Below are 1687 nucleotides of genomic sequence, written 5' to 3'. Positions count from 1 at the left end.
AAAGACTCCCATGACCACTGCATCAAGGAAACTATTTCTAGTTCTGTCAATTTTTTCCACAACCTTTTTGCGAATATCCTTCGTATGGACATGAGAGATCCGCGCATGATGATTGTGAATTACGCGTAAATTATCCCCGCCCGCAAAAGCCATATGCCCCGCATCAAACAGCAGCGGAACCGAAGAATGCTTCATAAACACATCAAGCTCAGGCTCGGTTTCGACCACAGCGGCCATGTGATGATGATAGGAAATCGGCATCCCTTGGGCCGCGCACCAATCGGCAAAGTCCGACATCTTGCGCCCATAGGCGGCCATCTCGGCCTCACTGATCGCTGGCTTTTGCGCCAAAGGCACCTCGCGCTTGCCCTGCACAGACCGCGCTGTTTCTCCGTAGACGATGCACGGCGCGCCTGCGGCTTTGAAAAACGCCATTTGCTCTGCAATGCGATCCTTTTCGCGCTCGATATCCCCATCAAGCAATTCACCCGAAAACCATCCGCCACAAACCGAGATCCGATAGCGATCCAAGATCGGACCCAAAACCGCCATATCCATTGGAAAGCGGCGGCCTGTTTCCATGCCGCTAAACCCTGCCTCCGAGGCTTGGGTCAGACATTCCTCTAGGCTGACGTCATCTGATAATTCAGGCAGGTCGTCATTCCACCATGCAATCGGGGCAATGCCCAATTTGGCCTTCAACATGAGGTTTACACTCCAATCCGCTGTTTTTTGCGGAATTCTTCTTGACCCTTGCGGGCGGCTTGAACGCTTTCACGGGGGCTAACTTCGGGCACGCCCACATACCAATCCGCACCGCCATCTGTCCAAGTATAGGCATCAGAGGCGATTGAAATCACCGTTGTCGCATCGGTGGTCTGCGCCCATTCCATCGCGGCCTCTAGATCGGCAAGGCTGTCACAATGGCGTGCATAGGCCCCCATGGCCTCGGCATGTTTTGCAAAATCAACATGGCGCACATTGGCTGGGTCTTTCACGCGGCAATCTTTCAGCAGGTTGTTGAACCCTGCCCCGCCCGTATTGGTCTGCAAACGATTGATCACCGCATAACCACCGTTGTCGCAGACGATAACAATCATCTTATGGCCTGAGATCACCGAGGAATGGATGTCAGAATTCATCATCATATAAGACCCATCCCCAACCATGACGATGGGTGTGCCTTTGCTGCCTGCCATCGCCAACGCGTGGCCCCAGCCCCCTGCAACCTCATAGCCCATGCAGGAATAGCCGAATTCACAATCATAGGTGTGCGGTGCTTTGCAGCGCCAATTTTTGATCGTTTCACCGGGCAATCCGCCTGCGGCAGTCACCATCACATCTTCGGGGCGCGCCATGCGGTTCACAACGCCAATGACCTGCGCATAGGATGGCACGGCCTGGTTTGTGGGGGCTTGGCACTTGTCCAAGAAATCATTCCACTCGGCATACCATTTTTGTGCCTGCGTCATACGGGCAGTAGAGGCAGACCAATCCCCCAATTGCGCATCAATCTCGGTGATCGCCTCAAACGCATCCCCCACAACGGCCTGTGCGCGGTGCTTTTGCGCATCAAACCGCGCCGCGTTGATATTGATAAACCGCGCATCCTTTGGGAATGTTGTCCATGATCCTGTGGTGAAATCCTGCAAACGGGTGCCAATGGCGATCACCACATCCGCCGTTT

2 protein-coding genes are annotated in these 1687 nt (G+C 54.2%); both read right to left on the bottom strand.

Translation table 11 applies throughout. The annotated features are described in order from the left end of the window. On the bottom strand, nucleotides 1-705 hold a 705-nt coding region (iolE, locus tag ACR0B3_RS23860; protein ID WP_480811221.1), incomplete at its 3' end, for a myo-inosose-2 dehydratase. Between the two features lie 5 nt (nucleotides 706-710). Beyond that, nucleotides 711-1687, bottom strand: a 977-nt coding sequence (locus tag ACR0B3_RS23855) for a thiamine pyrophosphate-dependent enzyme (protein WP_480811220.1), incomplete at its 5' end; no start/stop codon positions are given.

The sequence above is a fragment of the Ruegeria sp. CE9 genome (assembly GCF_056537425.1).
Note: the sequence above shows the minus strand (reverse complement) of the source record. Positions and strands in the feature narration are given on the sequence as shown.